The 26,471-nt window shown below is 66.8% G+C and carries 26 protein-coding genes and 1 pseudogene; 16 read left to right on the top strand and 11 right to left on the bottom strand.

The window, feature by feature from the left end; translation table 11 throughout:
• Positions 1 to 49: 49 nt before the first annotated feature.
• From ACSQ9A_RS26710 to uvrA, 4 genes are all read right to left on the bottom strand, one after another.
• A complete protein-coding gene (locus ACSQ9A_RS26710; RefSeq protein ID WP_436305902.1) occupies positions 50 to 769 on the bottom strand; it encodes a Crp/Fnr family transcriptional regulator in 720 nt (239 codons plus the stop codon).
• Positions 770 to 824: 55 nt separating this feature from the next.
• On the bottom strand, positions 825 to 968 hold the full coding sequence (locus ACSQ9A_RS26705; protein ID WP_436305901.1) for a hypothetical protein: 144 nt from the start codon (positions 966 to 968) through the stop codon (positions 825 to 827).
• A gap of 159 nt (positions 969 to 1,127) precedes the next feature.
• Complete coding sequence (locus ACSQ9A_RS26700; protein ID WP_436305900.1) at positions 1,128 to 1,280, bottom strand: hypothetical protein; 153 nt, start codon at positions 1,278 to 1,280, stop codon at positions 1,128 to 1,130.
• 16 nt (positions 1,281 to 1,296) lie between these two features.
• Positions 1,297 to 4,317 carry an excinuclease ABC subunit UvrA gene (gene uvrA / locus ACSQ9A_RS26695; RefSeq protein ID WP_093110034.1) on the bottom strand — a complete coding sequence of 1,007 codons (3,021 nt, stop codon included), beginning with the start codon at positions 4,315 to 4,317 and terminating at the stop codon, positions 1,297 to 1,299.
• 160 nt (positions 4,318 to 4,477) lie between these two features.
• On the opposite strand from uvrA, the gene ssb reads away from it, so the two are divergent.
• From ssb to ACSQ9A_RS26680, 3 genes are all read left to right on the top strand, one after another.
• The gene (gene ssb / locus ACSQ9A_RS26690) at positions 4,478 to 4,990 is read left to right on the top strand and encodes a single-stranded DNA-binding protein (protein WP_436305899.1); all 513 of its coding nucleotides are present in this window, start codon (positions 4,478 to 4,480) and stop codon (positions 4,988 to 4,990) included.
• Between the two features lie 575 nt (positions 4,991 to 5,565).
• Entirely contained in the window at positions 5,566 to 6,051 is a 486-nt protein-coding gene (locus ACSQ9A_RS26685) for a DUF7507 domain-containing protein (protein WP_436305898.1), read from the top strand.
• Between the two features lie 120 nt (positions 6,052 to 6,171).
• Positions 6,172 to 7,152 carry an LLM class flavin-dependent oxidoreductase gene (locus tag ACSQ9A_RS26680; protein ID WP_436305897.1) on the top strand — a complete coding sequence of 327 codons (981 nt, stop codon included), beginning with the start codon at positions 6,172 to 6,174 and terminating at the stop codon, positions 7,150 to 7,152.
• 8 nt (positions 7,153 to 7,160) lie between these two features.
• Here the strand turns inward: ACSQ9A_RS26680 and ACSQ9A_RS26675 are convergent, their stop codons facing one another.
• Positions 7,161 to 8,741 (bottom strand): WS/DGAT/MGAT family O-acyltransferase, encoded by a 1,581-nt coding sequence (locus tag ACSQ9A_RS26675; protein ID WP_436305896.1) that lies wholly within the window; start codon positions 8,739 to 8,741, stop codon positions 7,161 to 7,163.
• 14 nt (positions 8,742 to 8,755) lie between these two features.
• Entirely contained in the window at positions 8,756 to 9,769 is a 1,014-nt protein-coding gene (locus ACSQ9A_RS26670; RefSeq protein ID WP_436305895.1) for a Bug family tripartite tricarboxylate transporter substrate binding protein, read from the bottom strand.
• Positions 9,770 to 9,889: 120 nt separating this feature from the next.
• Between ACSQ9A_RS26670 and mnmA the strand changes: the two genes are divergently transcribed.
• Positions 9,890 to 10,999, top strand: a complete 1,110-nt coding sequence (mnmA, locus tag ACSQ9A_RS26665) for a tRNA 2-thiouridine(34) synthase MnmA (protein ID WP_436305894.1) — start codon at positions 9,890 to 9,892, stop codon at positions 10,997 to 10,999.
• Here the strand turns inward: mnmA and ACSQ9A_RS26660 are convergent.
• The 3 genes and pseudogenes from ACSQ9A_RS26660 to ACSQ9A_RS26650 all read right to left on the bottom strand — a co-directional run bounded on the left by ACSQ9A_RS26660 (position 10,996) and on the right by ACSQ9A_RS26650 (position 12,683).
• Entirely contained in the window at positions 10,996 to 11,484 is a 489-nt protein-coding gene (locus ACSQ9A_RS26660) for an NUDIX hydrolase (protein WP_436305893.1), read from the bottom strand. The genes mnmA and ACSQ9A_RS26660 overlap by 4 nt on opposite strands.
• Positions 11,485 to 11,910 (bottom strand): DUF4019 domain-containing protein, encoded by a 426-nt coding sequence (locus ACSQ9A_RS26655; protein ID WP_436305892.1) that lies wholly within the window; start codon positions 11,908 to 11,910, stop codon positions 11,485 to 11,487.
• A gap of 43 nt (positions 11,911 to 11,953) precedes the next feature.
• Positions 11,954 to 12,683 (bottom strand): annotated as a pseudogene (locus ACSQ9A_RS26650) (response regulator transcription factor).
• Positions 12,684 to 12,839: 156 nt separating this feature from the next.
• On the opposite strand from ACSQ9A_RS26650, the gene ACSQ9A_RS26645 reads away from it, so the two are divergent.
• From ACSQ9A_RS26645 to ACSQ9A_RS26625, 5 genes are all read left to right on the top strand, one after another.
• A complete protein-coding gene (locus tag ACSQ9A_RS26645) occupies positions 12,840 to 13,955 on the top strand; it encodes a Re/Si-specific NAD(P)(+) transhydrogenase subunit alpha (RefSeq protein WP_436305891.1) in 1,116 nt (371 codons plus the stop codon).
• Between the two features lie 19 nt (positions 13,956 to 13,974).
• The gene (locus ACSQ9A_RS26640) at positions 13,975 to 14,304 is read left to right on the top strand and encodes an NAD(P) transhydrogenase subunit alpha (protein WP_093109934.1); all 330 of its coding nucleotides are present in this window, start codon (positions 13,975 to 13,977) and stop codon (positions 14,302 to 14,304) included.
• On the top strand, positions 14,301 to 15,725 hold the full coding sequence (locus ACSQ9A_RS26635; protein WP_436305890.1) for an NAD(P)(+) transhydrogenase (Re/Si-specific) subunit beta: 1,425 nt from the start codon (positions 14,301 to 14,303) through the stop codon (positions 15,723 to 15,725). The genes ACSQ9A_RS26640 and ACSQ9A_RS26635 overlap by 4 nt, the downstream gene beginning before the upstream one ends.
• Before the next feature lie 91 nt (positions 15,726 to 15,816).
• Positions 15,817 to 17,493 (top strand): long-chain-fatty-acid--CoA ligase, encoded by a 1,677-nt coding sequence (locus ACSQ9A_RS26630; RefSeq protein WP_436305889.1) that lies wholly within the window; start codon positions 15,817 to 15,819, stop codon positions 17,491 to 17,493.
• Between the two features lie 11 nt (positions 17,494 to 17,504).
• Entirely contained in the window at positions 17,505 to 18,278 is a 774-nt protein-coding gene (locus tag ACSQ9A_RS26625; RefSeq protein ID WP_093109937.1) for a 5'-methylthioadenosine/adenosylhomocysteine nucleosidase, read from the top strand.
• Here ACSQ9A_RS26625 and corA read toward each other — a convergent pair.
• Positions 18,271 to 19,257 (bottom strand): magnesium/cobalt transporter CorA, encoded by a 987-nt coding sequence (corA, locus tag ACSQ9A_RS26620; RefSeq protein WP_093109938.1) that lies wholly within the window; start codon positions 19,255 to 19,257, stop codon positions 18,271 to 18,273. The genes ACSQ9A_RS26625 and corA overlap by 8 nt on opposite strands.
• 210 nt (positions 19,258 to 19,467) lie before the next feature.
• Between corA and ACSQ9A_RS26615 the strand changes: the two genes are divergently transcribed.
• The 4 genes from ACSQ9A_RS26615 to hprK all read left to right on the top strand — a co-directional run bounded on the left by ACSQ9A_RS26615 (position 19,468) and on the right by hprK (position 23,705).
• The gene (locus ACSQ9A_RS26615; protein WP_436305888.1) at positions 19,468 to 21,579 is read left to right on the top strand and encodes an ATP-dependent helicase; all 2,112 of its coding nucleotides are present in this window, start codon (positions 19,468 to 19,470) and stop codon (positions 21,577 to 21,579) included.
• A gap of 247 nt (positions 21,580 to 21,826) precedes the next feature.
• Positions 21,827 to 22,156, top strand: coding sequence for a ribosome hibernation-promoting factor, HPF/YfiA family (gene hpf, locus ACSQ9A_RS26610; protein ID WP_093109940.1), 330 nt, complete (start codon positions 21,827 to 21,829; stop codon positions 22,154 to 22,156).
• Positions 22,157 to 22,249: 93 nt separating this feature from the next.
• Positions 22,250 to 22,717 (top strand): PTS sugar transporter subunit IIA, encoded by a 468-nt coding sequence (locus ACSQ9A_RS26605; RefSeq protein WP_093109941.1) that lies wholly within the window; start codon positions 22,250 to 22,252, stop codon positions 22,715 to 22,717.
• Between the two features lie 28 nt (positions 22,718 to 22,745).
• Positions 22,746 to 23,705, top strand: a complete 960-nt coding sequence (hprK, locus tag ACSQ9A_RS26600) for an HPr(Ser) kinase/phosphatase (RefSeq protein WP_093109942.1) — start codon at positions 22,746 to 22,748, stop codon at positions 23,703 to 23,705.
• 102 nt (positions 23,706 to 23,807) lie between these two features.
• On the opposite strand, the gene fur is transcribed toward hprK, so the two are convergent.
• On the bottom strand, positions 23,808 to 24,227 hold the full coding sequence (fur, locus tag ACSQ9A_RS26595; protein WP_093109943.1) for a ferric iron uptake transcriptional regulator: 420 nt from the start codon (positions 24,225 to 24,227) through the stop codon (positions 23,808 to 23,810).
• Positions 24,228 to 24,322: 95 nt separating this feature from the next.
• On the opposite strand from fur, the gene ACSQ9A_RS26590 reads away from it, so the two are divergent.
• From ACSQ9A_RS26590 to ACSQ9A_RS26580, 3 genes are all read left to right on the top strand, one after another.
• Entirely contained in the window at positions 24,323 to 24,877 is a 555-nt protein-coding gene (locus tag ACSQ9A_RS26590; protein ID WP_436305887.1) for an outer membrane protein assembly factor BamE, read from the top strand.
• 85 nt (positions 24,878 to 24,962) lie between these two features.
• Positions 24,963 to 25,772 (top strand): 4-hydroxy-tetrahydrodipicolinate reductase, encoded by an 810-nt coding sequence (dapB, locus tag ACSQ9A_RS26585; RefSeq protein WP_093110037.1) that lies wholly within the window; start codon positions 24,963 to 24,965, stop codon positions 25,770 to 25,772.
• A complete protein-coding gene (locus ACSQ9A_RS26580; RefSeq protein WP_093109945.1) occupies positions 25,769 to 26,467 on the top strand; it encodes a MotA/TolQ/ExbB proton channel family protein in 699 nt (232 codons plus the stop codon). Before dapB ends, ACSQ9A_RS26580 begins: the two co-directional genes overlap by 4 nt.
• Positions 26,468 to 26,471 lie beyond the last annotated feature (4 nt).

Genomic DNA, 26,471 nt, shown 5'->3' with positions numbered 1-26,471 from the left:
CGCCGCGCCGCGGCGCGACTGTCTGCTAGCGCACAGAGCAGCCGCGGGATCAGGCCGCCAAGCGCTCCGGAAGCAGCCGGTCGTACTCCTTCTTGACCACGGCGTAGCATTCGCAAGTGCGCTTCTCCAGTCCCTCGCGGTCCAGCACCGTGATGCGCCCGCGCGCATACCGGAGCAGCCCTGCCTTCTGCAGCTTGAGGGCGCCCTCGGTCACGCCCTCGCGGCGCACGCCGAGCATGTTGGCGATCAGCTCCTGCGTCATCACGAGCTCGTTGCCTTGCAGGCGATCCAGGCTCAGCAGCAGCCAGCGGCACAGCTGCTGGTCCAGCGAATGGTGGCGGTTGCACACCGCCGTCTGCGCCATCTGCGTGATCAGCGCCTGGGTGTAGCGCAACAGCAGATGCAGCACCGCACCGGCACGGTTGAATTCGTCCTTCATCATCTGCGCCTTCAGGCGCCAACCCTGGCCCGCGCTTTGCACCACGGCGCGGCTGGGCGTGGATTCGCCGCCCATGAAGAGGGAGATGCCGACGATGCCCTCGTTGCCGACGACGGCGATCTCGGCCGAGGCGCCGTTCTCCATCACATAGAGCAGCGAAACGATGGCGGTGGTCGGAAAGTACACGTGGCTGAGCGTGCTGCCCGACTCGTAGAGCACCTCCCCGAGCGGCATGTCCACCCACTCCAGTTGCGGCAGCCAGCGCTGCCACTCGGCGTCCGGCAGCATGGCGAGCAGGTGGTTCTTGCGGGGGTCGGGGGGTGTGGCCATTGCGCAGTATGTTCGATATCGCACAAAGCTGCGAGGGCGCCCGAAGCGCGGATTCTCAGGAGGCTTTGATGAAGCGCGCAGGGGCGTTGGCCTCGCTGTCGACGTCTCTGCAGAGGTCCTGATCGAGCACCGGCAGCGTGCCGTCGACGAGCCGTGCTTCGACGATGCTCACCACCCTGCGGTGCACGAGCGTCGGCATCGTGCGGCCGTTCAGGTAGTCACGAACGAGGCATTCGGCGGCAAACAGGAAAAGGGCGATGAGATGGCTCCGTGCATCGAGGGCATGCCAGCGTATTCCGAACCTGCCGTTTTTTCAGTGCGATAGCGCACGGATGGGCCGTCCGCCGGCGCGCGATCGTCAGGGAAAGAAGTGAGCGACGCCTGCCAGAAACAGAAGCACCAGCAGCATGAGCACGCCGAAGACGATCCAGGCGGCTGCAAATGCCGATGCCTCCGTCTGCAGCTCGTCCGGTGCCTCGGGGCCTGAGTCAGGAGGAGTGGTTTGGGTCATCGCCGACTGTAGCCTGTCAGGGCAGCAGCCGCTTCAGATATCGACCGGTATGGCTCGCCTCGTTCGCCGCGATCTCTTCAGGCGTGCCCACGCCCACCACCGTGCCGCCGCCCGCGCCGCCTTCGGGACCCATGTCGATCAGCCAGTCGGCGGTCTTGATGACGTCGAGGTTGTGCTCGATCACGACGATGGTGTTGCCGGCGTCGCGCAGCTGGTGCAGCACTTTCAGCAGCAGCTCGATGTCGGCGAAGTGCAGCCCGGTGGTCGGCTCGTCGAGGATGTAGAGCGTGCGGCCGGTGTCGCGCTTGCTGAGTTCGAGCGCGAGCTTCACGCGCTGCGCCTCGCCGCCCGACAGCGTGGTCGCGGCCTGGCCCAGCTTGATGTAGCTCAAGCCGACGTCGAGCAGCGTGCGCAGCTTGCGTTCGATGGTCGGCACGGCCTTCAGGAACTCGTGTGCGGCCTCGACCGTCATGTCGAGGATCTGCGCGATGTTGCGGCCCTTGTACTGCACCTCCAGCGTCTCGCGGTTGTAGCGCTGGCCGTGGCAGACCTCGCAGGGCACGTAGACGTCGGGCAGGAAGTGCATCTCGACCTTGACCACGCCGTCGCCCTGGCAGGCCTCGCAGCGGCCGCCGGCGACGTTGAAGCTGAAGCGCCCGGGCCCGTAGCCGCGCTCGCGTGCGGTGTTGGTCTCGGCCATCAGCTCGCGGATCGGCGTGAAGAGGCCGGTGTAGGTGGCGGGATTGCTGCGTGGCGTGCGGCCGATCGGCGACTGGTCGACGTTGATGACCTTGTCGAAGTACTCGATGCCCTCGACCGCCTCGTGCGCGGCCGGCTCTTCGTGGGCTCGGTAGAGGGTGCGCGCCACGGCGCTGTAGAGCGTGTCGTTGACCAGCGTCGACTTGCCCGAGCCGGAGACGCCGGTCACGCAGGTCAGGAGGCCGACCGGAAAGGCCACGCCCACGTTCTGGAGGTTGTTGCCGGTGGCGCCGATCACGCGGATCTCCTGCAGGTCGGTCTGCGATGCGAGGTGCGCCGCCTCGCGTGCCGCGCGCCGTTCGGCCGCCGGGCTCTGCGGAAAGCGCGAGGCCTTCTTGCCCTCGTTGAAGGCCGGCTTGGCGACCGCCGGCAGCCAGGGCGTGCGGCGCTTGGGCACCGCGATCTTCTTCGCGCCCGACAGGTACTGGCCGGTCAGCGAATCCGGATGGGCCGCGACCTGGGCATAGCTGCCCTGCGCCATCACGCGGCCGCCGTGCACGCCGGCGCCCGGGCCCATGTCGATCACGTGGTCGGCGGCGTGGATCATGTCCTCGTCGTGCTCGACCACGATCACGCTGTTGCCGATGTCGCGCAGATGCCTGAGCGTGCCGATCAGCCGGTCGTTGTCGCGCTGGTGCAGGCCGATGCTGGGCTCGTCGAGCACGTACATCACGCCGGTGAGGCCGGAGCCGATCTGCGAGGCCAGGCGGATGCGCTGCGCCTCGCCGCCCGAGAGCGTCTCGGCGCTGCGGTCCAGGCTCAGGTAGTTGAGGCCCACGTCGTTGAGGAACTTGAGGCGCAGCCCGATCTCGCGCACCACCTTGTCGGCGATCTCGGCCTTGGCGCCGCGCAGGTGCAGGCCCTGGAAGTAGGCGAGGCTTTCGCGCAGCGTCGCGCGGCTGATCTCGAAGATCGCCATGCGCCGCGGCTCGGGGCCCGACTCGTCGAGCAGGAACACGCTGCGCGCCTCGCGCCGAAGCCGCGTGCCGCCGCAATCGGGGCAGGGCTGCATGTTGCGAAAGCGCGCGAGGTCTTCGCGCACCATCGCCGAATCGGTCTCGCGGTAGCGCCGCGCCATGTTCGGGATCACGCCTTCGAAGGGGTGCTTGCGCACCAACTTCTTGCCGGCCTGCTGGCCGCTGTCCATCACGTAAGAGAACTTGATCTCTTCCTGGGCCGAGCCGTGCAGCACGGCCTGCTGCACCGAGGCGGGCAGCTCTTCGAAGGGCGTGTCGACGTTGACCTTGTAGTGCTTTGCCACGCTCTCCAGCATGCTGAAGTAGTAGCCGTTGCGCCGGTCCCAGCCCTTGATGGCGCCGCTCGCCAGGCTCAGCGACGGAAAGGCGACCACCCGCGCCGGATCGAAGACTTCGCTGTGACCGAGGCCGTCGCAGCTCGGGCAGGCGCCCACGGGCGAGTTGAAGGAGAACAGGCGCGGCTCGAGTTCGGCCAGCGAGTAGTGGCAGATCGGGCAGGCGAACTTGGCATTGAAGAGGTGCTCTTTGGTGCTGCCGTCCTCGTGCATCTCCAGTGCGATCGCGCGGCCCTCGGCCAGGCGCAGCGCGTTCTCGAAGCTCTCGGCCAGGCGCTGCTGCATGTCGGGCCGCGCGCGCAGCCGGTCGATGACGACGTCGATGTCGTGCTTCTCGGTCTTCTTGAGCTTGGGCAGGTCGTTGTATTCGAAGGTCTCGCCGTTGACGCGAAAACGCACGTAGCCCTGCGCCTGCATCTCGGCGAAGAGCTCGAGGAACTCGCCTTTCTTCTCGCGCGCGACCGGCGCCAGGATCATGAGACGCGGCTCATCCGGAATCGCGAGCACGGCATCCACCATCTGGCTCACGGTCTGGGCCTGCAGCGGCAGGTCGTGGTCGGGGCAGTAGGGCGTGCCGGCGCGCGCATAGAGCAGCCGCAGGTAGTCGTGGATCTCGGTCACCGTGCCCACGGTGGAACGCGGGTTGTGGCTGGTCGCCTTCTGCTCGATGCTGATCGCGGGCGACAGGCCCTCGATCACGTCGACGTCGGGCTTGTCCATCAGCTGCAGGAACTGGCGCGCATAGGCCGACAGGCTCTCGACGTAGCGGCGCTGGCCCTCGGCATAGAGCGTGTCGAAGGCCAGGCTCGACTTGCCCGAGCCCGACAGGCCGGTGATCACCACCAGCTTGTTGCGCGGGATGTCGAGGTCGACGTTCTTGAGGTTGTGCGTGCGTGCGCCGCGGATGCTGATGCGCTGCTGCGCGAGCACGGCGCCGAGGTAGGCATCGTCGTTGGGGGAATTCACGGGGCGGTCGGTCTTGGGCAACCGAGCATGATAAGTCCCCGGCGATTTCAGGGCACGCGGCGGGATTCGGCGGACTTTCTCGGCTCCTCGGCCGGCGCGACCGGCTGCGGCACAATCTCCGCTTTCCTCCTCTTCCATCCATTCATCAGGGGCAGTGCATATGGCATCGGTCAACAAAGTCATCCTCGTCGGCAATCTCGGGCGCGATCCGGAAACGCGCACCTTTCCCAGCGGGGACCAGATCTGCAACGTGACCCTCGCCACCACCGACAAGTGGAAAGACAAGCAAAGCGGCGAGATGCGCGAAGCCACCGAGTGGCACCGTCTCGTGTTCAACGGCCGCCTGGCCGAGATCGCCGCCCAGTACCTGCGCAAGGGCTCGCAAATCTACGTCGAGGGCCAGATCCGCACCCGCAAGTACAACGACAAGGACGGCGTCGAAAAATACGCCACCGACATCCGCGTCGACCAGATGCAGATGCTCGGCAGCCGCCAGGGCCAGGGCGGGCCTTCGGGCGGCGACGACGACGGCGGCTACTCGCAAGGGGCGCAAGGTGGTGGCTATTCGCGTCCTCCCGCGGCGGCACCTCGCGCTGCGGCACCGGCACCACGGCAGGCGCCGGCCAAATCCTCGTCGGGCTTCGACGATATGGACGACGATATTCCATTCTGACGAAATCTTTCAGAGGTCTCGAAAAGAGGCGCAGGGCTTGACGGCCTTGCGCCTTTTTTGTTGCACCTCGATATGCCCATGACGCCAAGCACGAGAGGCGAAGGTCAGCGGTATATCAATTGACTGCGCATTTGTTGCGACCAGCAAGTCTTTGGGACGAATCCTGCGGTGCCCAGAACACGCGTGCAAATCTGTTTTTTCCTGACGAACTGCCTAAACAGACCACATCGCTCGATTAGTCCGTCCAGCCGGCACTTTCCGTAGAACGACCTCGTTCTCACCTGGCGCGCCTCGCTCACCCTCTCACAGGGCAGTCAGCAGGTGGATTGCACAAGAAGTGTGAAGTAAGTCGCAAGAACTACTTCTTGGCCTGAGCCAATTCTGATGAATTGTCGCGGCAATTCTGTCGCGCCAACCCTCCCCCCGCACCATCCGCACCCGCTGACAAGAGCGCAAAGCGTTGCGTCGCCTGTCAATTATTCCTTTTGGAATTGCTGTCCTTTTTGCAGTCCTGCGGTCCGGGTTTCTCTATTCATGCGTGAGGGAGTTCGGACCTTGAGAAAAGTCCGTCCGTCATGATGAAACGCAACGCAATTGAGGTTTTCCGCCGCAGCGCCCTTTGGTTTCTGTGGATATGGCTTGCCTATGCCGGTGCCCAAGCGTTTGCGGCGACCACGGCAGTTAATACCGCAACCATTGCGCCGCCGGCGGGGGTGACGGATACGGTAGGCGGTTGCGACTCGGCAACGCCGCCGAACTGCACGGGAAACAACACGTCGACCGCCACGATCGGTGTGTGGGCGATGACGGTGGTGAAGAGCGCCAACCCTGCGAGCGGCAGCGCGGTGCTGGCGGGCCGGACGATCACGTACACGTACACGGTGACGGCGACGGTGACGGGAGGGGCGACGACGCAGCCGGTGGTGCTGACGGACACGCTGAGCACGGGCCTGACGTTTGGAACGGTGAGCGCGCCGGGCGCGTTCGTGGCCGTGCTGCCTGCCGGCGGCGGCGTGGTCGTGACGATGCAGTGCACCGTCACGGCAAGCGGTCTCCCATGAACCTGGCTTGATCGAGCTCGCCTAGCAGAGCGGCTGCAAGGCTGCAATGGCCCTTCGCGTTCGCGGGCCCCGCACTTCGGTCCAAGATGCCGGCCCTGCTTTGTTCGCTCCGGCCGATCCATGACCCCACTTTCCATCCTCGACCTGTCGCCCATCACCGAGGGCAGCACCGCCGCGCAGTCCTTCCGCAATTCGCTCAGCCTGGCGCAGCATGGCGAGAAGCTTGGCTACCGGCGCTACTGGCTGGCCGAGCACCACGGCATGCCGGGCATCGCGAGCGCCGCGACGGCCGTGCTGCTGGCGTATATCGGCGCCGGCACCTCCACCATCCGCATCGGCGCCGGCGGCGTGATGCTGCCCAACCATTCGCCGCTGGTGATCGCCGAGCAGTTCGGCACGCTCGAGTCGCTCTATCCCGGCCGCATCGATCTCGGCCTCGGCCGCGCACCGGGCTCGGACCAGCGCACCGCGCAGGCGCTGCGGCGCGACCTGCAGTCCGATGCCGACCAGTTTCCGCAGGACGTGGTCGAGCTGATGGATTTCATGTCGAAGGAGCCGAAGCAGCCGGTGCGTGCGGTGCCGGGCATGGGACTCGAAGTGCCGATCTGGATCCTGGGCTCGAGCACCTTCGGCGCGCAGCTTGCGGCTCACCTCGGGCTGCCCTACGCCTTTGCTTCGCATTTCGCGCCGCAGCAGCTGATGCAGGCGATCCGGATCTACCGCGAGACCTTCAAGCCCTCGAAGCAGTTGGACAAGCCCTACGTGATGCTCGGCTTCAACGTGTTCGCGGCCGAGACGGATGAAGAGGCGGTGTTCCGTTCGAGTTCGTGGCAGCAGGCCTTCGTGAACCTGCGCAGCGGGCGGCCGGGGCGCCTGCCGCCGCCGGTCGAGAACTACCGCCAGCGTGTCGGGCCGGCCGAGAACGCCTTGCTCGATTCGGTGCTCTCGTGTTCAGCCGTGGGATCGCGGGAGACGGTGCGGACGGGGATGCAGGCGTTCATCGATCGCACCGGCGCGGACGAGCTGATGATCACCTCGCAGGTGTTCGACCACGAGGCCCGGTTGCGGTCCTACGAGATCCTGGCCGAGCTGCGCGAATAGGCAAGTCCTCAGTTCAACGCGGCAGCGCGCTTCGCTGCAGCTGCCTTGCGCGGCGCACGCGTCCCGGCAGCGCGCACCGCCTTCGCAACGACCTTCTTCTTCGGCGCTGCCCGTTTCTTCGCTGCCGGTGCCGCCACTGGCGCAGCGACAGCAGCAGCAACAGGCGCCGCCGCCGCCTGCCCCACGATCAGCCCGAACAGCTTCTTGTGCTCCGCGACCACATAGTCGCCCAGATCGGCGATGTCCGGCACCGCGCGCCGGCAGGCCGTGAGCCCGAACTCGAGCGAGCCGTTGTAGCTCTGCACCGTCATGTTGAGCGCCAGCCCGTGCCCCGGAATCGACACCGGGAAATAGGTTGCCAGCTTGGCACCCGCGAAGTAGAGCGGGAACGACGGGCCGGGCACATTGGAGATCGCCACGTTGGCCATCGGCGGCAGCTTGTCCGCGAGGCCGGAGCGGCCGTAGAGCGAGGCCAGGCCCGACATCAGCGATGGCACGCCGAGCGACGGGAAGTCGGTCGGGATCGCGGCTTTCACGTTGCCGGTGAGCTTCTTGCCCTCGCTCGACGATTCGTGGATGGCCGCGAGCCGTTCCAGTGGATCTGAAATGTCGGTGGCCAGGCTGACCAGCATCACCGACACCTGGTTGTTGAGATCGGTGTTGCCCTCGCTGCGCAGCGATACCGGCACGCCGGCCATGAGCGGCTTGGCGGGCTTGCAGCCGTAGTCGGCCAGATAGCGCTTGAGCGCGCCGGCGCAGATGGCCAGCACGATGTCGTTGAGGCTGGTGTTCGTGGCCTTGGCCATCTGCTTGACCTCGGCCAGCGGCACCGAGCGCCCGGCGAAGGAACGCTGGTTGGTGATCGAGACGTTGAGCGGCGTCCTGGGCGCGGTCTTCAATCCCTTGGGCAGCTCGAAGCTGCGCTTGCCGGTGGTTTCCGAGACCGGCAGCAGCACGCTCGTGATCGCCTTGGCCGTGGCCGGGATCGACTGGATCAGCTTCACGTACTGCTGCACGGTGTTGCTGAGCGCCGCGCTCGCGAGCTCGGCCATGCCCAGCTGCGATGAATCGGGGCGTCGGTTGGCGCGCGGCGCCTTCACCGGTGCTGGCGTGGCGGAGATGTCGAACAGCGCCTTGGCCACCGCGACACCGGCCTGCCCGTCGATGGCCGCATGGTGCATCTTGCTGTAGAGCGCGACCTGGCCGGTCTGCAACCCTTCGATGATGTAGATCTCCCAAAGCGGCCGGCTGCGGTCCAGCAGCGTGGAGTGGAGCCGGCCGACCAGGCGCTCGAGCTGTGCCATGGTGCCGGGCCTCGGCATGATCACGTGACGGATGTGGTGGTCGAGATCCAGGTCGTCGTCCTCCACCCACACTGGGTTGGCCAGGTCGAAGGGCATCATCGCGAGCTTGCGCACGAACACCGAAGCCAGGTGCAGCCGGCCGCTCAGGTACTTCTTGGCGTCCTCGGCGAAGTCGCCTTCGTAGCCTGCCGGCAGGTCGATGAGCTGCAGGCTGCCCACGTGCATCGGCGATTCGGGTGTTTCGAGGTGCAGGAACGATGCGTCCATGCCGCTGAGGTGAATCATGACGGGCTCCTTGATCAATCGGGCTTGATGCCGGCCTTGGCGACGATCTCTTTCCAGGTCTTCTGCTGGGCCGAGATGAAGGCGCCGAACTGCTCCGGCGTATCGCCCACGCCCAGGGCCGAATCGTGCGCGAAGCGCTCGGTCACGGGGCCGGTCTTCAGGGCCTTCAGGCTTTCTTCCTGCAGCCGCTTCACGATCGGCGCAGGCGTCGAGGCCGGTGCAAGCAGGCCATACCACTGCGAGGTCTCAAAGCCCTTGTAGCCGCTCTCCGCGATGGTGGGCACGTCGGGCAGAGCGGCGATGCGCTGCGCCGAGCCCACGGCCAGCGCGCGCAGCTTGCCCGACTTGATGAAGGCCGAGACGCTGGGCATGCCGTTCATCGCCACCTGCGTGCGGCCGGCCAGCAGGTCGGTCATCTGCGGGCCACTGCCGCGGTAAGGGATGTGCGTCATGAAGAAGCCGGCCGTGAGCTTCAGGTACTCCATGCTCAGGTGGCCGGCGCTGCCGTTGCCGGCCGACGAGTAGTTGAGCTTGGCCGGGTTGGCCTTGGCGTAGGCGATGAACTCCTTGAAAGTCTTCACCGGCACGTCCGGATGCACCACCAGCACGTTCGGCACCTTGGCCAGCAAGGTCACGGGCACGAAATCCCGGTTCACGTCGTAGGGCTGGTTGGGCAGCATGTAGGGGTTGACGGCCAGCGTGCCCACATGGCCGAGGATCAGGCTGTAGCCGTCGCCCGGGGCCTTGGCGATCTCCTGCATGGCGATGGTGCCCGCGCCGCCGGGCTTGTTCTCGACGTAGACGCTCTGGCCCAACTGCTTGGTGAGCTCGGCCGCGACCGAGCGCGCCACCACCTCGCTGGAGCCGCCGGGCGCGAAGGGCACCACGAGCCGGATGCTCTTCTGCGGCCAGGCGCCCTGGGCCTGCACGGCGTGGGCGCCGCCCGCGGCGAACAGCGCGAGCGACTGGCAAACCAGCCGGCGCGAGACCGGGGCCGGCCGTGCGGGGCCGGGGGGAAGACTGTTCATGCGTGTCTCCAGTTGAGGCAGCCCATTGTGGGAGCCTGCCGCCTCCCTGCGGGCATGGGCCGCTCGGTGATTTCCCGGATGCGGGCACCGGCTTGCCGAGGCTGGGACAATCGCCTCCTCATGGAAAAACAGCGCATCGTGGTGGGCCTGAGCGGCGGAGTGGACTCCGCGGTCACGGCGCACCTGCTCAAGCAGCAGGGCCACGAGGTGGTCGGCATCTTCATGAAGAACTGGGAAGACGATGACGACAGCGAGTACTGCTCGTCGAACATCGACTTCGTCGACGCCGCGAGCGTGGCCGACGTGCTGGGCATCGAGATCGAGCACGTCAACTTCGCGGCCGACTACAAGGACCGCGTGTTCGCCGAATTCCTGCGCGAGTACCAGGCCGGCCGCACGCCCAACCCGGACGTGCTGTGCAATGCCGAGATCAAGTTCAAGGCCTTTCTCGATCATGCGATGCGGCTCGGCGCTTCAATGATCGCCACCGGGCACTACGCGCGGGTGCGCCGCAACGCGGCCAGCGGGCGCTACGAGCTGCTCAAGGGGCTCGATCCGGCCAAGGACCAGAGCTATTTCCTGCATCGCCTGGACCAGCCGCAGCTCGCTAAGACGCTGTTCCCCATCGGCGAACTGCGCAAGACCGAGGTGCGCCGCATCGCCGACGAGATCGGCCTGCCGAACGCGAAGAAGAAGGACTCGACCGGCATCTGCTTCATCGGCGAGCGGCCTTTCCGTGAGTTCCTCAACCGCTACATCTCCAAGGAGCCGGGCCCGATCCGCGACGAGCGCGGCCGCCAAATCGGCGAGCACCAGGGCCTGAGCTTCTACACGCTGGGCCAGCGGCAGGGACTCGGCATCGGCGGTATCAAGCCCAAGGGAGCGCAGCGCGGGGCGGGGGATCACTCGCCCTGGTTCGTGGCGCGCAAGGACGTAGCGAACAACACGCTGTGGGTGGTGCAGGGCCACGACCATCCCTGGCTGCTGTCGCCGGCGCTCGAAGCCGACGATGCGAGCTGGGTCGCAGGCAGCGCGCCGCCCTCGGGCGCCTATGCCGCGAAGTCGCGCTACCGCCAGGCCGATGCGGGTTGCGAGCTGGGTGAAGGCGCCAACGGCGCTTTCCGGCTCGCCTTCGCCGAACCGCAGTGGGCGGTGACACCGGGGCAGTCGGCGGTGCTCTACGACGGGGATGTGTGCCTGGGTGGCGGGGTGATCGCGCGGGCCGGCTAGATTTGCGACGGTGCGGCGACCGACACGTGGGTGTGGATCAGGTCCAGCGAATAGCGTTGCCCTGCCAGGTAGTCCTCCACGCATTGCAGCAGCAGCGGGCTGCGATGGCGCGCCACGCTCGAGCGGATCTCGTCGGCCGTCATCCACAGGGTGCGCACGATGCCTTCGTCCAGCGGCCGGCCCGGCTCGAAGGCGCCGAGCGTGCCCGCGAAGGCGAAGCGCATGTAGGTCACGTCTTCCTCGTCGCCGAGAAAGCGCGCCATGTAGATGCCGACGAGGGCGGTCGGCGTGAAGTGGTGGGCCGTTTCTTCCAGGGTCTCGCGCGTGCAGCCCTCGGCCGGCGACTCGCCCGGGTCGAGATGGCCGGCCGGCGTGTTGAGCTTGAGGCCGGCCTTCGTACGCTCTTCGACCAGCAGGAAGCGTCCGTCCTGCTCGATCACCGCGGCGACGGTGACGTTGGGTTTCCAGCGAGCGACCGAGGCCATTCAGCGCAGCACGTAGCCCGAGAAGCGCCAGACGCGGTCGCTGCCCAGTTGAAAGGTCACCAGCTCGCGCACGGTGGTCGTGCTGCTGTTGGCGAAGCGGGTCTCGTACTCGATGCTCACATACTGGCCGGCCAGCTCGGGATCGCCATCGCCGACGACCTGCCGGTTGATCGCGACCCAGGTGCGTTGCTGCGCGGCGCCGAGCGGCGTGCGGGCCTTGGCGACCTGGCTCATGAAGTCGCTGCGGCTGACGCGCTTGCGGGCGGCCGGCGAGGCGCCGTCCCAGAGCTCGCCGATCTTGTTCTGGTCGATCATCTGGACCGCCTGCAGGCCGCCGCGCACCAGCTCGCTCGGGTCCACCTCCTGCGCGGCCGCGAGGTGCAGCCAGCCGCCGAGCAGCAGGGCCGCGGACAAAAGTCGGGTCATTCGACTCATCATCGTGGTGATGCTCCTTCGATCGGGGACCGGCTCATTCGGACGCGCCCGCCATGGGGTACGGCGACTCGATCCCATTCTGGTCGATGAACTCGAGCCGGTAACCGAGGCCATAGACGGCCGACAGCACGAGGCCGTTGGCGGGGCGCAGGTCCAGCTTCGAGCGCAACCGTGACATGTGCGTGTCGAGCGAGCGCGAAGTGACCGTTGCATCTGCGCCCCACACGGCCTCGAGCAGGTGCTCGCGCGACAGCAGGCGGCCGATGTTGCGGAACAGGAAGATCGCCAGCGTGTACTCGCGGTGCTTGAGCTTGGCCGCCTGGCCGTGGATCAGCAGGGCCTGCTTGAGAGGGATGAAGCGATAGGGGCCGCAGACCAGTTCCGTTTGGAACAGCGCCGGATAGGTGCGGCGCAAAAGCGCCTGCACCCGCGCCTGGAGTTCGGCCACGCGGATCGGCTTGGCCATGAAGTCGTCGGCGCCGAGCGTCAGCGCCTTCGACCATGTCCTCTTCCTTGCGCCGTTTGGCCACGAAGAGGATGGGGAGGCTGCTGCCGAGCTTTTCGCGTATCCATCTGACGACGTTCGACCCGTCGACGTCGGGAAGCCGCCAGTCGAGGATCAGCATGTCGAAGCTTTGCTGGTAGAGGGCACGCTGCAGGGAGCGCCCGTCTTCGAAATCATGACATTCATGCCCGATCACTGCCATGGCATGCCGAACCAGTTCGAGCTGGCGCGGCTCGTCGTCGAGCGCTCCAATTCGCATCTTTCATCCCCCTGATTTCTTTCCGTAAAGCCGGCGATCTGTGCGCCGGTCATTCGCGAGGCGCTACTGTACAGAGGGATGAGGTCCTCGGCCAGTTCTTTGTCATCTTCATGTAAGCTCGGCCCGAATTCCAACGCTGCCCCGAGGAGATCCCCCATGCTGATAGGCGTGCCGGCCGAAACTGCGCCAGGCGAAACCCGTGTGGCCGTCACTGCGGAGACGGCCAAGAAGCTCGTTGCACAGGGTCACACCGTGCGCATCCAGTCCGGCGCCGGCGTGGTGGCCAGCGTCACCGATGCGGCCTACCAGGCCGCCGGCGCCGAGATCACCGACGGCAACGGCGCCTTCGGCGCCGACATCGTGCTCAAGGTGCGCGCGCCGAGCGATGCCGAGGCGGCGCTCATGAAACCCGGCACCGTCGTCATCGGCATGCTCAACCCCTTCGATGCCGCGGGCCTGCAAAGGCTCGCGACGGCCGGCCTCACCGGCTTCGCGCTCGAAGCCGCGCCGCGCACCACCCGCGCGCAGAGCATGGACGTGCTGTCGAGCCAGGCCAACATCGCCGGCTACAAGGCCGTCATGATCGCGGCCGACAAGTACCAGCGCTTCTTTCCGATGCTGATGACGGCCGCCGGCACCGTGAAGGCGGCGCGCATCGTGATCCTCGGCGTCGGCGTCGCCGGCCTGCAGGCCATCGCCACCGCCAAGCGGCTCGGGGCCGTCATCGAAGCGAGCGACGTGCGCCCGAGCGTCAAGGAGCAGGTCGAGTCCTTGGGCGCCAAGTTCATCGACGTCTCGTACGACACCGACGAAGAGAAGGAAGCGGCGCAGGGCGTCGGCGGCTACGCCAAGCCGATGCCTCAGAGCTGGCTCGATCGGCAGAAGGTCGAAGTGGCCAAGCGCGTGGCCGCGGCCGACATCGTCATCACCACCGCGCTGATCCCGGGCCGGCCCGCGCCGGTGCTGGTGACCGAAGAGATGGTCAAGGCCATGAAGCCCGGTTCGGTCATCGTCGACCTGGCCGCGCCGCAAGGCGGCAACTGCCCGCTCACCGAAGCAGACCGCACCGTCATCAAGCACGGCGTCACGCTGGTGGGCGAAACCAATCTGCCCGCGCTGGTCGCGGCCGACGCGTCTTCGCTCTACGCGCGCAACGTGCTCGACTTCCTCAAGCTCATCGTGAACAAGGAAGGCGCGCTCAACATCGACCTCGAAGACGACATCGTGGCCGCCTGCCTGATGAGCAAAGACGGTCAAGTGACCCGGAAGTGAGAGAGAAGGAATTAAGACCATGGATCCCGTTTCCCATACCGTCATCAACCTGATCATCTTCGTGCTGGCCATCTACGTCGGCTACCACGTGGTCTGGACCGTCACGCCGGCGTTGCACACGCCGCTGATGGCCGTGACCAATGCGATCTCGGCGATCGTGATCGTCGGCGCCATGCTGGCGGCGGCGCTCACCGAGAGCGGCCTCGGCAAGACCATGGGCGTGCTGGCCGTGGCGCTGGCCGCGGTCAACGTCTTCGGCGGCTTCCTCGTCACGCGGCGAATGCTGGAGATGTTCAAGAAGAAGGACAAAAAGGCAGCGCCCGCGGCCGACAAGGGGAATGCAGCATGAGCATGAATGTCGCCACGCTGCTGTACCTGATCGCATCGGTCTGCTTCATTCAATCGCTCAAGGGCCTGAGCCACCCCACCACCTCCATTCGCGGCAACCTGTTCGGCATGGTTGGCATGGCGATCGCCATCCTGACCACCGCGGCCTTGATCGTGCAGATCTCGGACGGCAAGGCCATGGGCATGGCCTGGGTGCTGCTGGGCCTGGTGGCCGGCGGCGGCTACGGCGCCTACCGCGCCAAGACCGTCGAGATGACGCAGATGCCCGAGCTGGTGGCCTTCTTCCACAGCATGATCGGTATGGCCGCGGTCTTCATCGCCGTGGCGGCGGTGGTCGAGCCCTGGGCCTTCGGCATCGTTCCCAAGGGCGAGCTCATCCCCGCGGGCAACCGGCTCGAGCTCTTCCTCGGCGCGGCCATCGGCGCCATCACCTTCAGCGGCTCGGTCATCGCCTTCGGCAAGCTCTCGGGCAAGTACAAGTTCAGGCTGTTCCAGGGCGCGCCGGTCCAGTTCAAGGGCCAGCACATGCTGAACCTGGCGCTGGGCTTGCTGACCATCGCGCTCGGCCTGGTGTTCGTCTTCACCGAGAGCTGGACTGCCTTCTTCCTGATGGTGCTGCTGTCCTTCGTGATGGGCGTGCTGATCATCATCCCGATCGGCGGCGCCGACATGCCGGTGGTGGTCTCGATGCTCAACAGCTACTCGGGTTGGGCCGCGGCAGGCATCGGCTTCAGCCTCAACAACGCGATGCTGATCGTCGCCGGCTCGCTGGTGGGTTCCTCGGGTGCGATCCTGAGCTACATCATGTGCAAGGCGATGAACCGCTCGTTCTTCAACGTGATCCTGGGCGGCTTCGGCGGCGAGGCGGCGGCGGCTTCCGGCGGCGCCAAGGAGCAGCGCCCGGTCAAGAGCGGCAGCGCCGACGACGCGGCCTACATGCTCTCCAATGCCGAGACCGTGATTATCGTGCCGGGCTACGGCCTGGCGGTGGCCCGGGCCCAGCATGCGGTCAACGAGCTGGCCGAGAAGCTCACCCACAAGGGCGTGACGGTGAAGTACGCGATCCATCCGGTGGCCGGACGCATGCCGGGCCACATGAACGTGCTCTTGGCCGAGGCCGAGGTGCCCTACGACCAGGTGTTCGAGATGGAGGACATCAACGGCGAGTTCGCGCAGGCCGACGTCGCGATCATCCTGGGCGCCAACGACGTGGTGAACCCGGCGGCGCTCACCAAGGGCACCCCGATCTACGGCATGCCGATCCTGGAGGCCTACAAGGCCAAGACGGTGATCGTGAACAAGCGGTCGATGGCTGCGGGTTATGCCGGTCTGGACAACGAGCTGTTCTACATGGATAAGACCATGATGGTCTTCGGCGACGCCAAGAAGGTGGTCGAGGACATGGGCAAGGCGATCGAATAAGGGCGCCTTGCGCCCGCGCCTCCGCCTTGCCGGCATCGCCGGCGGCGGCCCCGTTGACCAGAACTCAGAATTTCGTTGAGGAGACCCATCCATGACAGACCGCCCCTGGCTCACCAGTTACCCGCAAGGCGTGCCCGCCGATATCGATGGCTCGCGCTATCCCTCCCTGGTGGCGCTCATGGAGGAGAGCTTCTCGAAGTACGCGGAGCGCACCGCCTACAGCTTCATGGGCAAGGATCTGAGCTACGGCGAGGTCGACAAGCTGAGCCGGGCCTTCGCGGCCTACCTGCAGGGACTTGGGCTCGCGAAGGGCGATCGCGTCGCGGTCATGATGCCGAACTGCCTGCAGTACCCGATCGCGGTGTGCGGCATCCTGCGCGCCGGGCTGATCCTCGTGAACGTCAACCCGCTCTACACGCCGCGCGAGCTCGAGCACCAGTTGAAGGATTCCGGCTCCAAGGCGATCGTGATCATGGAGAACTTCGGCGCCACGCTGCAGCAATGCATCGCGTCCACGCCGGTCAAGCACGTCGTGCTGAGCGGCATGGGCGATCGGCTCGGTCTGCTCAAGGGCGCGCTGGTCAATTACGTGGTGCGCAACGTCAAGAAGATGGTGCCCGACTTCAGCCTGCCCGGCGCCGTGCGCTTCAACGACGCGCTCGACAAGGGGGCAGGGCGCGGGCCGACGCCGGCGCCGATCGGGCCTGACGATGTCGCGGTGCTGCAGTACACGGGCGGCACCACCGGCGTGTCCAAGGGCGCCGTGCTGCTGCATCGCAACGTGATCTCCAACGTGCTGCAGTCCGAGGCCTGGAACGAGCCGGTCATGCAGAAGGTGCCGGCCGGCGAGCAGCCCACCAGCGTCTGCGCCCTGCCGCTCTATCACATCTTCGCGTTCACCGTGAACATGATGCTCAGCATGCGCACCGGCGGCAAGCTGATCCTGATTCCGAATCCGCGCGACATCCCGGCCGTGCTGAAGGAACTGTCGAAGCACACCTTCCACAGCTTCCCGGCCGTCAACACGCTGTTCAACGGGCTGGCCAACCATCCGGACTTCGGCACCGTCGACTGGAAGAACCTCAAGGTCTCGGTCGGTGGCGGCATGGCGGTGCAGGGCGCGGTGGCCAAGCTCTGGCTCGAGAAGACCGGCTGCCCGATCTGCGAAGGCTACGGCCTCTCCGAAACCTCGCCGTCGGCCACTTGCAACCCGACCACCAGCACTGCCTACACCGGCACCATCGGCGTGCCGCTGCCCAGCACCTACCTGAAGCTGCTCGACGACGACGGCCATGAGGTGCCGATGGGCCAGCCGGGCGAGATCGCCATCAAGGGCCCGCAGGTGATGGCCGGCTACTGGCAGCGTCCCGACGAGACGGCCAAGGTCATGACGGCCGACGGCTACTTCAAGTCCGGCGACATCGGCGTGGTCGACGAGCGCGGCTTCTTCAAGATCGTCGACCGCAAGAAGGACATGATCCTGGTCTCGGGCTTCAACGTGTATCCGAACGAGGTCGAAGAAGTGGTCGCGCAGATTCCGGGCGTGCTCGAATGCGCGGCCGTGGGCATCGGCGATGAGAAGACCGGCGAGGCCGTCAAGCTCGTGATCGTCAAGAAGAACCCGGATCTCACCGAGGCCCAGGTGCGCGACTTCTGCCGCGCCAATCTCACCGGCTACAAGCAGCCCAGGGTGGTGGAGTTCCGCACCGAGCTGCCGAAGACGCCGGTCGGCAAGATCCTGCGGCGCGAGCTGCGCGACAAGAAGTAGCGGGCACTTCCATGGCGGGGCCGGTCGCGATCGTTGCCGCCATGCAGGAAGAGCTGGGCGCGCTGCTCGCCGCGATGCCCGACGAGCAGCGCGTGCGCGTCGCCGGGCGGGATTTCTGGGTCGGCCATCTGCATGGGCAAGCCGTCGTGGCGGTGCTGTCGCGAATCGGCAAGGTCGCGGCGGCCACCACGGCCACTGTGCTGCTCGAGCGTTTCGGCGTGCGCGCCATCGTCTTCACCGGCGTTGCAGGTGGGCTCGGGCCCGGCGTGCGGGTGGGCGACGTGGTGGTGGCGACCAAGCTGCTGCAGCACGATCTGGACGCCTCGCCGATCTTTCCCAAATACGAGGTGCCGTTGACCGGGCATGCGCGCTTCGCGGCCGACACCGCGATCAGCGATGCGCTGGCCGCCGTGGCCGCCGGCCTGCTGCGCGATCCGGTCGCGCTGCTCGGGCAGACGGTGGTCGACGACTTCGGCCTGCAGGCGCCCCGGCTGCATCGCGGCCTGCTGGTGAGCGGCGACCGCTTCGTCTCGACCGCCGCCGAAAGCGATGCGCTCCGGCGCGAGTTGCCCGACGCGCTGGCGGTCGAGATGGAAGGCGCCGCGGTGGCGCAGGTGTGCCACGATTACCGCGTGCCATTCGCCGCGGTGCGCACGATCTCGGACCGCGCCGACGACGCGGCGCATGCCGACTTCCTGCGCTTCGTCGCCGCCGTCGCGAGCCGCTACAGCCTCGCGGTGATCGACGCCTGGCTCGCCACGCTGTCCGGCCGATCGGCTACTTGAGCCAGCCGCGGCGGCGGAAGTACCACATCGGCACCAGGGCGCTGGCGACCATCAGCACGATCGCGTACGCGTAGCCGTAGCCCCATTCCAGCTCCGGCATGAGCTTGAAGTTCATGCCATACACGCTCGCGATCAAGGTCGGCGGCAGCAGCGCGACGCTCGCCACCGAGAAGATCTTGATGGTCTTGTTCTGGTTGATGTTGATGAAACCGACGGTCGCATCCATCAGGAAGTTGATCTTGTCGAACAGGAAGGCGGTGTGGTTGTCGAGCGACTCGATGTCGCGCAGGATCTGGCGCGCCTCCTCGAACTGCTCGGCGTTCAGCATGCGGCTGCGCATCATGAAGCTCACCGCGCGGCGCGTGTCCATCACGTTGCGGCGGATGCGGCCGTTCAGGTCTTCCTGCCGCGCGATCGCGGCCAGCACCTCGCCGGCCAGTTCGTCGCTGACGTTGCCTTCCAGCACTTTCTTGCCCGCGACTTCCAGCTCGTCGTAGATGTTCTCGAGCGAGTCGGCCGAGTACTCGGCGTCGGCATCGAAGAGCTTCAAGAGCACTTCCTTGGCATCCTCGATCAGGCCGGGTGCGCGGCGCGCGCGCATGCGCAGCAGGCGGAACACCGGCACGTCTTCATCGTGAATCGAGAACAGCACGCCGCGGCTGCGCAGTTCGGTGTTGTGCTGGTTGAGGATGAAGGCGACGCGCACGGAGCGCGGGTTCTCGGCGTCATCGATCAGGAAGTCGCTGCGCACGTGCAGCTCGCCGTTGTCTTCTTCGTAGAAGCGCGCCGACTCCTCGATGTCCTCGTCCATCGCATCCTCGGGGATGGACAGGCCGTAGTACTGCTTGATCCAGCGCTTTTCTTCGAGTGTGGGCGATTCGAGATCGACCCAGATCGGCTGGAACTGAGAGAGCTCTTCGAGGGCCTCGATTTCTTCCTGGACAAGGCGGCCGTTGGCGAGCGTGAAGATATTGAGCATGGCTCACTCCCGGTGAATTTTTGTGGCGGTTGGCGAGGGTTCGGGGCGCTTTCAAGTCCCTGGCCAACAACGCATCACAGGGGAGTTGAAAGCTGCCGAGGCGGAACGGTTTCCATGCGAAGTCTCCGGTTGCAGCGAGGCGCGATTATGTCATCGGCCTCCGGCGCTTTTCTGTCGGCATCTGGATGGACATCCAGTAAAGTCGCGGCGATGCAAAGCCTCGCGACACCCGCACCCACGAGCCAGGCCGAGCGCCTCGCGGCCGCGCTCTCCAAGCTCAACGACGAGCAGCGTGCGGCGGTGGAGCACGGTGTCGGCACGGCCCTCGGCGAGGCTCCGGAAGACCAGCGGCCGCTGCTCGTGATTGCCGGCGCGGGCTCGGGCAAGACCAGCACGCTCGCGCATCGCGTGGCCCATCTGATCGCGCGCGGCGCCGATCCGCAGCGCATCCTCTTGCTGACCTTTTCGCGCCGCGCGGCGCAGGAGATGGAGCGCCGTGCCGGGCAGGTGCTGGCGCGCGTGCTCGGCCTGAAATCCGATGCGCCGCCGGCCTTGCCCTGGGCCGGCACCTTCCATGGCATCGGCGCGCGCCTGTTGCGCGAACACGCGGCGCAGATCGGCCTGCACGAGAACTTCACCATTCACGACCGCGGCGATGCCGAAGACCTGATGGGCCTGGTGCGCAACGACATCGGCCTCGCGTCCATGGAGCGGCGCTTTCCGCGCAAGGGAACCTGCCTCTCGATTTACTCGCGCGCCGTCAACAGTTGCGCGCCGCTGGCCGAGGTGCTCGCGCATGCGTTTCCGTGGTGCGCCGAATGGGAGGCCGAGCTCAAGCGCCTCTTCGGCGCTTACGTCGAAGCCAAGCAGGCGCAGCAGGTGCTCGACTACGACGACCTGCTGCTGTACTGGGCCGAGATGGTGGCGGAGCCCGCGCTGGCGGCGCAGATCGGCGCGCGCTTCGACCACGTGCTGGTCGACGAGTACCAGGACACCAATCTGCTGCAAGCCGCCATCCTGCGCGCGCTCAAGCCCGACGGCCGCGGCCTCACCGTGGTCGGCGACGACGCGCAGTCGATCTACTCGTTCCGCGGCGCGACGGTGCGCAACATCCTCGACTTTCCGCAGCAGTTCACGCAGCCCGCGCGGGTGGTCACGCTGGAGCGCAACTACCGCTCGACCCAGCCCATCCTCGACGTTTCCAACGCGGTGATTGCCGCCGCTCCGGAGCGCCACGCCAAGACCCTCTGGACCGACAAGCCCTCGGCCGGACGGCCGCAGCTGGTGCTGGTGCCCGACGAAGCACAACAGGCCCGCTTCGTGGCCGAGCGCGTGCTCGCGCACCGCGAAGGCGGTCTGGCGCTGAAATCGCAGGCCGTGCTGTTCCGCAGCTCGAGCCACAGCGCCGCGCTCGAGCTCGAGCTGGCGCGGCGCAACATCCCCTTCGTCAAGTACGGCGGCCTCAAGTTTCTCGAAGCCGCGCATGTGAAGGACCTGCTGGCGGTGCTGCGCTTCGCCCAGAATCCGCGCGGGCGCATGGCGGGCTTTCGCGTCACGCAGCTGATTCCGGGCATCGGGCCGGTCAGCTCCACGCGGCTGCTCGACGCGATGGCCGAGGCTTCAGACCCCGGTGCCGTCGTGCAGGCCTTCGTGCCGCCTGCCGCCGCGAAGGAAGAGTGGGCGCGCTTCGCGGCCATCTATGCCGAATTGCGCGCGCCCACGCTCGCCTGGCCGGCCGACATGGAGCTCGCGTTGCAGTGGTATCTGCCCCACCTCGAGCGGCTTCACGACGATGCCGGCCTCAGGCGCGGCGACGTCGAGCAGCTCGCGCGCCTGGCCTCGGGCTATGCCTCGCGGGAGCGCTTCCTGACCGAACTCACGCTCGATCCGCCCGAAGCGACGAGCGACCGCCCGGGTCCGCCGCTGCTCGACGAGGACTACCTGATCCTCTCGACCATCCACTCCGCCAAGGGGCAGGAGTGGCGCTCGGTGCACGTGCTCAACGTGGTCGACGGCTGCATCCCGGCCGACGTGGCGCAGGGCGCGCAGGAACTGGAGGAGGAGCGGCGCCTGCTCTACGTGGCGATGACCCGCGCGCGCGACCACCTGCACCTGCTGGTGCCTCAGCGCTTCTACGTCACGCAGCAGGCTGCGCGCGGCGACCGGCATCTGTACGCCGGCCGCACGCGCTTCATTTCGGCCGCCGATGCCGAGCGCTTTGAACAGCAGACCTGGCCGCCGCCGCCCGAACGCGCACCCCATGTACCGCCGCCGGCGGCCACGATCGATCTGCTGAGCCGCATGCGCGCCGCGTGGCGCTGAGCGCCGCGCGAGGTCTTTAGCACTATCAAATCGATAGCGCGCCGTGAGCGTGGGCGGGCGATGCCGGGGTTTGCCATGGAAGGGATTGCAATTCGATGACAGCATGGGCATAGTGAACCGACCTTCCCCCGTTCCTCTCCCTCCCCCTTCCTTCTTCTCTCCTTCCCCCACCTTTCCCCATTTCGCCGGCCACGCTTCACCCTGAAGCGGGGTCTTTTTCCCCAACCGTCAATCCAGGAGGTCATTCATGAATTTGACGATCAGCGGTCATCACCTCGACGTCACCCCCGCCTTGCGCAGCTACGTTACGAGCAAGCTGGACCGAATCACCCGCCATTTCGACCAGGTGGTCGATGTGAAGGTGATCCTCACGGTGGAAAAGCAAAAGGAAAAGGAACGTCGGCAACGCGCCGAATGCAATATTCACGTCAAGGGCAATGACATGTTCGCGGAATCGAGCCACGCTGATCTCTACGCCGCGGTCGACGAACTGGTGGACAAGCTCGATCGGCAGGTGGTCCGTCACAAAGACCGCCTGCAGGACCACCATCACGAGGCGCCGAAGCGCGTGATGTAGTACCTCTCCGGGCAAATACTCTTGCGGGCCGCCTCAGGGCGGCCCTGTGCTTTTTGCGGAGCAGGTGCATAATCGCCCCCGCCCCGCCCCAACATGAACCGACTCGCGTCCATCCTGCCGCCCGCTCAAGTCCTCGTGAGCGTTGACGCCACCAGCAAGAAACGTGCTTTTGAAGAAGCGGGCTTGCTGTTTGAAAACCTGCACGGCCTGGGCCGTGCCCTCATCACCGACAGCCTGTTCGCCCGCGAGCGCCTGGGTTCCACCGGCCTCGGCCACGGCGTGGCCATCCCTCACGGGCGCATCAAGGGCCTCAAGTCGCCGATGGCCGCGGTGTTCCAGCTCGCGAATCCGATCGGTTTCGACGCGCCGGACGAGCAGCCGGTGGTGCTGCTGATCTTCCTGTTGGTGCCCGAAGCGGCCACCCAGAAACACCTTGAAATACTTTCGGAGATCGCGGAGCTGCTCAGCGATGCCGGCCTGCGCGAGCAGATCAAGTCGAGCTCCGACGCCGCCGCGCTCCACGCCCTGATCGCAGGATGGCAGTCCGCCCAGGTGGCCTGAAGCGCATCCGCATGAGACAGTCTGGCGCATGAAGCCGACCGTCATCAGTGCCGACGCGATGTTCGAGGAGTTCCGCGGCTCGCTCCGGTGGGAGTGGCTGGCGGGGCTGGGCGCCTCGGAGCGCCAGTTCGATCCCGGCGTCATCAGCCGCGCCCAGTCGGCCGCCGACCTGGTGGGCTACCTCAACTACATCCATCCTTACCGCGTGCAGATTCTCGGTGCGCGCGAAGTCGCCTACCTGACGCGCGGCACGCCCGACGATTGCGTGCGGCGGATCGCCCGCATCGTCACGCTGGAGCCGCCCATGCTGGTGCTGGCCGACGGCCAGCCGGCGCCCGACGAACTGCTGTCGATCTGCGAGCGGGCGCAACTGCCCCTGTTCGCAACGCGGGAATCCTCGGCCTTCGTGATCGACCTGCTGCGCGCCTACCTCTCCAAGCACTTCGCCGAGCGCACCTCGATGCACGGCGTGTTCATGGACATCCTGGGCCTGGGGGTGATGATCACCGGCGAGTCGGGACTCGGAAAGAGCGAGCTCGGCCTGGAGCTGATCTCGCGCGGCAACGGCCTGGTGGCCGACGACGCGGTCGACCTCTACCGCATCAACCAGACCACGCTGGAAGGGCGCTGCCCCGAGCTGCTGCAGAACCTGCTCGAGGTGCGCGGCATCGGCCTGCTGGACATCCGCGCGATCTTCGGCGAGACGGCGGTGCGCCGGAAGATGCGCCTCAAGCTGATCGTGCACCTGGTACGGCGCGACAGCTTCGAGCGCGACTACGAACGCATGCCTTCGGCGCCGCTGACCCAGGACGTGCTGGGCATTCCGGTGCGCAAGGTGATCATCCAGGTGGTGGCCGGGCGCAACATCGCGGTGCTGGTGGAAGCGGCGGTGCGCAATTCGATCCTGCAGCTGCGCGGCATCGATACCTACGCCGATTTCGTCGCCCGCCACCACAAGGCCATGGAAGGCGCGCGCGAGGACGATTAGCCCCCCGGCTTTTCACTTCGCTTCGCTGCGTGTAACTCCACCCCCCGAGGGGGAGGCGCGGCCCGCCTTGGGGCGGCCCGGCGGCGGCCGCCGTCTTTCAGTTCAGCGCTTGCTGGCGCAGTCGCCGCACAGGCCGTAGAGCGACATCGCGTGGTCCTGCAGAATCCACTTCTTGTCGGTCGCGATCATCTGCTGGCGGCGCTCGATCTCGGGGTCGTAGAACTCCTCGACCTTGCCGCAGGAGGTGCACACCAGGTGGTCGTGGTGCTTGCCTTCGTTGAGTTCGTAGACCGCCTTGCCGCTCTCGAAATGGCTGCGCTCGAGAATGCCGGCCTGCTCGAACTGCGTCAGCACGCGGTAGACCGTGGCCAGGCCGATGTCGGAGTGCTCGTTGAGCAGCACCCGAAACACGTCTTCCGCCGTCATGTGGCGCTGGCCGCCGTTCTGGAAGATTTCGAGAATCTTGAGACGCGGCAGGGTGGCCTTGAGGCCGGTGTTCTTCAGTTCGTCGATGTTGCCCATGATGGTTCCTGCGCCGGCTGCGCGAGAGGGGCACGCCGAGGGGCAGCCGCTACAATGGCCCGATCATATCGCTACCCCTCTTTGCCCTTTTGCCCATGCCTGACATTCCACAACGCCGCCTCTGGCTGCTCGTCGGCGCAGTCGCTGGGAGCCTCTGCCTCGGCGCCTGCAGCAGCGTCACCGAACGCTCGCGCGATGCGCTGCATGCCATCACGCCCTACAAGGTCGACGTGGTCCAGGGCAATTTCGTGTCGAAGGAGCAGGTCGAGCTGCTCAAGCCCGGCATGTCGCGCCAGCAGGTGCGCGAAGTCCTCGGCACCTCCCTGCTGAACGACGTCTTCCATTCCAATCGCTGGGATTACGTGTTCACGATCCGGCGCCAGGGCGTCGAGCCCCAGCAGCGCCGCCTGACGGTGTTCTTCAATGGCGAAGTGCTCGAACGCTTCGAAGGCGACCCGATGCCGAGCGAGGAAGAATTCGTCGCCGCGCTCGACACCCGCAAGCGCAGCGGCAAGGTGCCGGCCCTGGAAGCCTCGGAAGACCAGCTCAAGAAATTCGATCCGGCCAAGGACAAGAAGGCGGACGGCGAGTCCTCCGCCTCCCTGCCTCCGCTGCCGCCGAGCTATCCCCCGCTCGAAGCGACGCGCTAGCGCGCGCCGGCCGCGCCGGCCGGCTTTCTTCCAGGCTTCAAGGCTGAAACGCGTGACTGATTCTTCCTCTCCCTCCATTCCCCCGCTGCGGCGCATCGCGATCGCCGGCGCTTCCGGGCGCATGGGGCACATGCTGATCGAGGCCGTGCGCGAGGCGCAGGACTGCCGCCTCGCCGGCGCGCTCGATGTCGCCGGCAGTCCCGCGATCGGCAGCGATGCGGCTGCCTTTCTCGGCTTCACGAGCGGCGTCCCGATCGTGGCCGACCTGCGCACCGGCCTCCAGGACGCCCAGGTGCTGATCGACTTCACGCGGCCCGAAGGCACGCTGGCGCATCTGGCCGTGTGCCGCGAGCTCGGCGTGCAGGCCGTGATCGGCACCACCGGCTTCAGCGACGCGCAGAAGGCCGAGATCGCCGCGGCGGCGAAAGAAATCGCGATCGTGATGGCGCCCAACATGAGCGTCGGCGTCAACGTCACGTTCAAACTGCTCGAAATGGCGGCCAAGGCGCTCGCTACCGGCTACGACATCGAGATCATCGAGGCGCACCATCGCCACAAGGTCGACGCACCTTCGGGCACCGCGCTCAAGATGGGTGAGGTGATCGCCGATGCGCTGGGCCGCGACCTCAAGGAATGCGCTGTCTATGCGCGCGAGGGCGTCACCGGCGAGCGCGACCCGTCCACCATCGGCTTCGCGACCATCCGCGGCGGCGACATCGTGGGCGACCACACGGTGCTGTTCGCCGGCACCGGCGAGCGCATCGAGATCACGCACAAATCGGCCAGCCGCGCGACCTATGCGCAGGGCAGCCTGCGTGCGGTGCGCTTCCTGGCCGGGCAGCAGAGCGGCCTGTTCGACATGTTCGACGTGCTCGGCCTGCGCCAAAGCGCATGAGTGTTCTGGAGCTGCTCACCCACGGCGACGGCGTCAGCCGTTCCGTGGCCGTGCTGCTGCTCCTGATGTCGGTCTCCAGCTGGGTCGTGATCCTCTGGAAGGCCTGGCTGCTGCGCGGCGGCACGCGCGACGTGGTGCGCAGCATCGCGGCCTTCTGGCAGTCGCCGTCGCTCGGCGACGCCGAGCAGAAGCTCAGGGCCTTCGACCGCGCGGCCCTGGTCTGGCCGGCCGTGAGCGCGGTCAGGAGCCTGGCCGCCAAGTCCGATGCCGCCACGCTCGGCGGCGCGGTCGACCGCGCCCAGCGCCTCACGCGCGCCCTGCGCGACGCCTTGCATGCCGCGCTGCGGCGCCTGCAGGCCGGGCAGATCCTGCTCGCCACGGTCGGCGCCACGGCACCCTTCGTCGGGCTGCTCGGCACGGTCTGGGGCATCTACGGCGCGCTCGTGGGCATTGCCGGGGAAACCGGCGGATTCACCATCGACAAGGTGGCCGGCCCGGTTGGCGAGGCGCTGATCATGACCGCCTTCGGCCTCGCGGTCGCGATTCCGGCCGTGCTCGCCTATAACGTGTTCGGCCGCGTGGTCAGCCGAATCGAGGCCGAGCTGGAAGGCTTCGCCCACGACCTGCTCGGCGCGCTCGGCGACGAGCCGCAGCGCGAAGCGCCGCTGCCGCCCGCGCGGCCGATGCCGGTCTGAGAAG

Origin of the sequence: Variovorax sp. LjRoot290, assembly GCF_964253985.1 — a bacterium.
GTDB lineage: Bacteria > Pseudomonadota > Gammaproteobacteria > Burkholderiales > Burkholderiaceae_C > Variovorax.
Note: the sequence above shows the minus strand (reverse complement) of the source record. Positions and strands in the feature narration are given on the sequence as shown.

Bases quoted from the DNA above. Each gene is read 5' to 3' on its own strand.
- ACSQ9A_RS26700 (WP_436305900.1), bottom strand. From the start codon at position 1,280: ATGACCCAAACCACTCCTCCTGACTCAGGCCCCGAGGCACCGGACGAG.
- ACSQ9A_RS26645 (WP_436305891.1), top strand. From the start codon at position 12,840: ATGCTGATAGGCGTGCCGGCCGAAACTGCGCCAGGCGAAACCCGTGTG.
- ACSQ9A_RS26590 (WP_436305887.1), top strand. From the start codon at position 24,323: ATGCCTGACATTCCACAACGCCGCCTCTGGCTGCTCGTCGGCGCAGTC.
- mnmA (WP_436305894.1), top strand. From the start codon at position 9,890: ATGGAAAAACAGCGCATCGTGGTGGGCCTGAGCGGCGGAGTGGACTCC.
- ACSQ9A_RS26660 (WP_436305893.1), bottom strand. From the start codon at position 11,484: ATGGCCTCGGTCGCTCGCTGGAAACCCAACGTCACCGTCGCCGCGGTG.
- ACSQ9A_RS26630 (WP_436305889.1), top strand. From the start codon at position 15,817: ATGACAGACCGCCCCTGGCTCACCAGTTACCCGCAAGGCGTGCCCGCC.
- hpf (WP_093109940.1), top strand. From the start codon at position 21,827: ATGAATTTGACGATCAGCGGTCATCACCTCGACGTCACCCCCGCCTTG.
- ACSQ9A_RS26705 (WP_436305901.1), bottom strand. From the start codon at position 968: ATGCCGACGCTCGTGCACCGCAGGGTGGTGAGCATCGTCGAAGCACGG.
- ACSQ9A_RS26580 (WP_093109945.1), top strand. From the start codon at position 25,769: ATGAGTGTTCTGGAGCTGCTCACCCACGGCGACGGCGTCAGCCGTTCC.
- ACSQ9A_RS26670 (WP_436305895.1), bottom strand. From the start codon at position 9,769: ATGAACAGTCTTCCCCCCGGCCCCGCACGGCCGGCCCCGGTCTCGCGC.
- ACSQ9A_RS26640 (WP_093109934.1), top strand. From the start codon at position 13,975: ATGGATCCCGTTTCCCATACCGTCATCAACCTGATCATCTTCGTGCTG.
- ACSQ9A_RS26625 (WP_093109937.1), top strand. From the start codon at position 17,505: ATGGCGGGGCCGGTCGCGATCGTTGCCGCCATGCAGGAAGAGCTGGGC.
- corA (WP_093109938.1), bottom strand. From the start codon at position 19,257: ATGCTCAATATCTTCACGCTCGCCAACGGCCGCCTTGTCCAGGAAGAA.
- ACSQ9A_RS26675 (WP_436305896.1), bottom strand. From the start codon at position 8,741: ATGATTCACCTCAGCGGCATGGACGCATCGTTCCTGCACCTCGAAACA.
- ACSQ9A_RS26615 (WP_436305888.1), top strand. From the start codon at position 19,468: ATGCAAAGCCTCGCGACACCCGCACCCACGAGCCAGGCCGAGCGCCTC.
- ssb (WP_436305899.1), top strand. From the start codon at position 4,478: ATGGCATCGGTCAACAAAGTCATCCTCGTCGGCAATCTCGGGCGCGAT.
- ACSQ9A_RS26635 (WP_436305890.1), top strand. From the start codon at position 14,301: ATGAGCATGAATGTCGCCACGCTGCTGTACCTGATCGCATCGGTCTGC.
- hprK (WP_093109942.1), top strand. From the start codon at position 22,746: ATGAAGCCGACCGTCATCAGTGCCGACGCGATGTTCGAGGAGTTCCGC.
- fur (WP_093109943.1), bottom strand. From the start codon at position 24,227: ATGGGCAACATCGACGAACTGAAGAACACCGGCCTCAAGGCCACCCTG.
- ACSQ9A_RS26680 (WP_436305897.1), top strand. From the start codon at position 6,172: ATGACCCCACTTTCCATCCTCGACCTGTCGCCCATCACCGAGGGCAGC.
- ACSQ9A_RS26685 (WP_436305898.1), top strand. From the start codon at position 5,566: ATGATGAAACGCAACGCAATTGAGGTTTTCCGCCGCAGCGCCCTTTGG.
- ACSQ9A_RS26605 (WP_093109941.1), top strand. From the start codon at position 22,250: ATGAACCGACTCGCGTCCATCCTGCCGCCCGCTCAAGTCCTCGTGAGC.
- ACSQ9A_RS26655 (WP_436305892.1), bottom strand. From the start codon at position 11,910: ATGACCCGACTTTTGTCCGCGGCCCTGCTGCTCGGCGGCTGGCTGCAC.
- ACSQ9A_RS26710 (WP_436305902.1), bottom strand. From the start codon at position 769: ATGGCCACACCCCCCGACCCCCGCAAGAACCACCTGCTCGCCATGCTG.